Origin of the sequence: Flavobacterium sp. (assembly GCF_044361065.1) — a bacterium.
GTDB lineage: Bacteria > Bacteroidota > Bacteroidia > Flavobacteriales > Flavobacteriaceae > Flavobacterium.
The window spans coordinates 1-3,831 of record NZ_JBIKJI010000178.1 but is presented as its reverse complement, the minus strand read 5'-3'; the positions used below and the strand labels follow the sequence as shown (position 1 = coordinate 3,831).

Sequence of the window (3,831 nt, the reverse complement as noted above, 5' to 3'; positions counted from 1 at the left end):
GGCAACTAAGAAAAGTTTAGACAATTTAAAATCGTCTTACGATGCATTAGAAAAAGACAGTAACGAAGCTTTAGATGCGAATATCAAAAAAAATCGTGAACTATTGGCAGAATTAGAAGCCAAACAAAAAGCAATGGCTGCTGAGCAAGATAAATTAAATAAATTGAAAGCCGATTTATTAAAATCATCTACTCGTTTAGCAGAATTAGAAAAAATTATGGCCGACAAAGAAGCGGCTATGAAAAAACTGAAAGAAACCTTATCTAAATCGCTTAAAGCGTTTGAAGGAAAAGGTTTAACCGTTACTGAAAGAGATGGAAAAGTGTATGTTTCTATGGAAAATAAATTACTTTTCGAATCAGGAAGTTGGACTGTTGGAACAGAAGGTAAAAAAGCAGTGGATTTAGTTGGAAAAGTTTTAGGAGATAATCCGGATATTTCGGTACTTATTGAAGGACATACAGATAATGATAAAATTATTGGTTCTATAGGTGGTGGCGTAGAAAATAACTGGGATTTATCTACCAAACGTGCAACAGCAATTGTAACCATTTTATCGGCTAATGCTAAAGTTAAAAAAGAAAATTTAACGGCTGCAGGTCGTGGTGAATTCGCACCTTTATTGTCAAACGAAACGGCAGAAGGAAAAGCAAAAAATCGTAGAATTGAATTTATTTTAACTCCAAAATTAGACGAACTGTCTAAGTTGTTAAACGAATTGTAAGATTCAAATTAATACTAAAAGTTGCCTAAAAGGAAATTACTTTTTTAGGCAACTTTCTTATTTCAGAAATTATGAACCCACTTCTCCCATTACTTCTACAATTAGAAAGTCATATTTCTAATTTTGAAAAAACAAATCCGAAGGTTTCAAATAGTACTGTTGGCTGGCAAATAGACCATTGTTTGTTGGTGATAAATGGCATTATTGGTCAGATAGAAATTTCAGACCCATCTAAATATCAACCCAAATGGACCTTTCCTAAATTTATGGTTTTTACAACAGGTAAAATTCCAAGAGGTAAAGCACAAGCGCCAAAAGTTGTTATTCCAACTCAAGTTGCTACTCAAGAGGAACTAATCGCGAAATTAGCAGCAGCTAAAAATAATGTTTTAAAACTGGATTCTTTTTCTGAAAATCAGTTTTTTAATCATCCTTTTTTTAAGGATTTAAATGTAAAACAAACCAAAAAATTTTTAACGATTCACACCAAACATCATTTAAAAATTATAGAGGATATCTTGAAATAAATAAAATCTATATCATATTTGCTTTTCCTTTTTTAAACTTCGTAACTTCGTCATTCAATAAAAAGTTTTATAATGAAATTCACTACGCTACCAAATACCGATTTAAAAGTCAGCAAAGCTTGTTTAGGAACAATGACATTCGGAAATCAGAATACCGAAGCGGAATCCCATTTCCAATTAGATTATGCTGTAGAACGCGGTATTAATTTTATTGATACAGCCGAAATGTATCCCATAGGCGGAAACGAACATATTTTTGGAAGTACCGAACGTTTTATTGGAACTTGGTTAGCCAAAAACAAGCATAAAAGAGACGATTTAGTGATAGCCACTAAAATTGCAGGACCAAATAGAGGTATGGATTACATTCGTAAACCCCTTGATTTCTCTAAGAAAAGCCTTACTGAAGCTGTAGAATTAAGTTTAAAAAACTTGCAAATAGATTACATTGATTTGTATCAAACACATTGGCCGGAGCGTATTATGAATATGTTTCAAAAAAGAGGTGTAGAAAAATTAGACACGCATTGGCAAGAAAATGTTTTTGAAGTTTTAACTGTTTTTGATGGATTAATTAAAGAAGGAAAAATAAAACATATTGGTATTTCAAATGAAAACCCGTGGGGTGTGATGAAGTTTTTAATGGAAAGTGAAAAACATAATTTACCTAGAATTGCCACCATTCAAAATCCATTTTCTTTGTTAAATAGATTATACGAAGTCGGTTTATCTGAAATAGGTATGCGTGAAAATGTTGGTTTATTGGCGTATTCACCATTAGGTTTTGGATTTTTATCTGGTAAATATTTAAATGGCACTCCAGACAATTCGCGAATGAAATTATTTCCAAATTTTGTTCGTTACACAAACGAAAATTGTTTTAAAGCCACAAAATTATACCAAGATTTAGCACATAGTTTGGGCTTGACGATAACCGAAATGGCGATTGCCTTTGTAAACCATCAAGAATTTGTGACTTCAACCATAATTGGCGCTACCACATTTGACCAATTAGAAGAAAACATCAATGCTTTTGATGTGTTGCTTACTGATTCCGTTTTTGAAGAAATCAATAAAATTCAGGAATTAATTCCAAACCCAGCGCCTTAATTTTTTATATTCGCATTTTAAATTTCAAATAAAAACACTATTTTTACCACCTCTTAATCTAAAAATTAAAACTATGAAGTCTATTTTATTGTTTATTCTTTCAATTTCTTTTTCAAGTTACTCGCAAGTTCAATCTCTTGGTAGAGAAACCAGTCAATTTGCTTCTTGGGATTTAACAAGAGAAATTAAGTCAACTGTTAAAATTAAAGAGGTTAGTGGATCAGCTTATGCTGATGAAAACTTTTATGATGGTCAGATTCGACTTACAGACACAGTTGCAACCATTCTTCCGGTTAGATACAATGCAGTTTTAGATGAATTAGAATTTAAAAAGAATGATAAAGTATACGCTTTAGTTCCTCAAGATTATACTACAATAAAAATTCCTTATATTAACAAAGTATACAGCTATTTAAATTATAATTCTGAAAACGCATCTAAAAAAGGTTTTTTGGGAGTGGAAACAACTAATAAAAATATAAATTTTTACACAAAAGAAGTAATTGTTTATGTGCCATATGCTGATGCATCAAATGCTTATTCAGAACCGATACCTTCTCATTTTAAAAAGGGCGAAAAATTATATTTTATTGGATTATCTGATAAATCTATAGTTGAAATGCCGAAAAAAAATAAAGATCTTTTGAAATTATTTCCTATATATGAAAAGGAAATATCCGCCTTTATAAAAACAAACAAAATCTCTCTTAACGAGGAGAAAGAGTTGTTACTCTTAGTTAATTATTTAGACACTTTAAAATAGAAGTTTAAATTTGTAATAAAATGTATAAATAAAAAAATGAGAGTTATATAAACTCTCATTTTTTTATTTTAAAACTTTATAGGATTTCTTCAATTAAAGATTCCCTATTATTTTATCTTTTGGATATTTTACTTTGTAACTGATTCTATATTTTTTTGTTTCATTTGGTCTCAATTTAATTTCCCAACTTAAATCACCTGTTTCTTCATTTGCTTTTGCACCATCTTTATCTAAAAGTTCAACAGTTATTTCTTTATCTGTACTTAATGGATATTGGTCTTTTAACAACATATTAATTTCTTCTTTTTTGTTGTTTCTAACCGTAATATCATACGTAAAGGTTTGCTCTTTATAGGATGATAAAAATTTAGTTCCCGATTTGTCAGTTATTCTTTCACGTTTAATCGAGATTTTTTTATCTCTACCCAAACTTAAATTTAAAGTATCTTGCGTTTGGTTCGGATTTATCGTCGTTTTTCCAACATACATCCCTTCGAAAACAATATTTGCCTCACCAGGCAATAAATTATATTTTGCATAATCGTTTAATTCAGCCAATAAAAAGGCTTCTTTTTCTGCTTTCGGTGCCGCATAATACTTATAAGTTGCTGGAATTTTAATATCTTTTAAGGATACGCTATGTGCTTTTCCATTAGATAATATATCATACGGGATATCAATATCGAATGACACATTTAATTCTTGTT

The 3,831-nt window shown here is 30.3% G+C and carries 5 protein-coding genes; 4 read left to right on the top strand and 1 reads right to left on the bottom strand.

Going from position 1 to position 3,831, the window contains the following annotated elements; all coding sequences use genetic code 11:
* The 4 genes from ACIQ11_RS09450 to ACIQ11_RS09435 form a co-directional block, all read left to right on the top strand.
* The coding region (locus ACIQ11_RS09450; protein WP_396154373.1) for an OmpA family protein at positions 1 to 724 on the top strand (724 nt) is incomplete at its 5' end.
* Positions 725 to 795: 71 nt separating this feature from the next.
* Entirely contained in the window at positions 796 to 1,251 is a 456-nt protein-coding gene (locus ACIQ11_RS09445) for a DUF1569 domain-containing protein (RefSeq protein ID WP_396154372.1), read from the top strand.
* A gap of 72 nt (positions 1,252 to 1,323) precedes the next feature.
* A complete protein-coding gene (locus tag ACIQ11_RS09440) occupies positions 1,324 to 2,361 on the top strand; it encodes an aldo/keto reductase (RefSeq protein WP_396154371.1) in 1,038 nt (345 codons plus the stop codon).
* Between the two features lie 73 nt (positions 2,362 to 2,434).
* Positions 2,435 to 3,124, top strand: coding sequence for a hypothetical protein (locus tag ACIQ11_RS09435; protein ID WP_396154370.1), 690 nt, complete (start codon positions 2,435 to 2,437; stop codon positions 3,122 to 3,124).
* A gap of 93 nt (positions 3,125 to 3,217) precedes the next feature.
* Here the strand turns inward: ACIQ11_RS09435 and ACIQ11_RS09430 are convergent.
* Positions 3,218 to 3,831 (bottom strand): DUF4139 domain-containing protein (locus tag ACIQ11_RS09430; RefSeq protein ID WP_396154369.1); only part of this gene is annotated, 614 nt, incomplete at its 5' end.

Bases quoted from the DNA above. Each gene is read 5' to 3' on its own strand.
- ACIQ11_RS09445 (WP_396154372.1), top strand. From the start codon at position 796: ATGAACCCACTTCTCCCATTACTTCTACAATTAGAAAGTCATATTTCT.
- ACIQ11_RS09440 (WP_396154371.1), top strand. From the start codon at position 1,324: ATGAAATTCACTACGCTACCAAATACCGATTTAAAAGTCAGCAAAGCT.
- ACIQ11_RS09435 (WP_396154370.1), top strand. From the start codon at position 2,435: ATGAAGTCTATTTTATTGTTTATTCTTTCAATTTCTTTTTCAAGTTAC.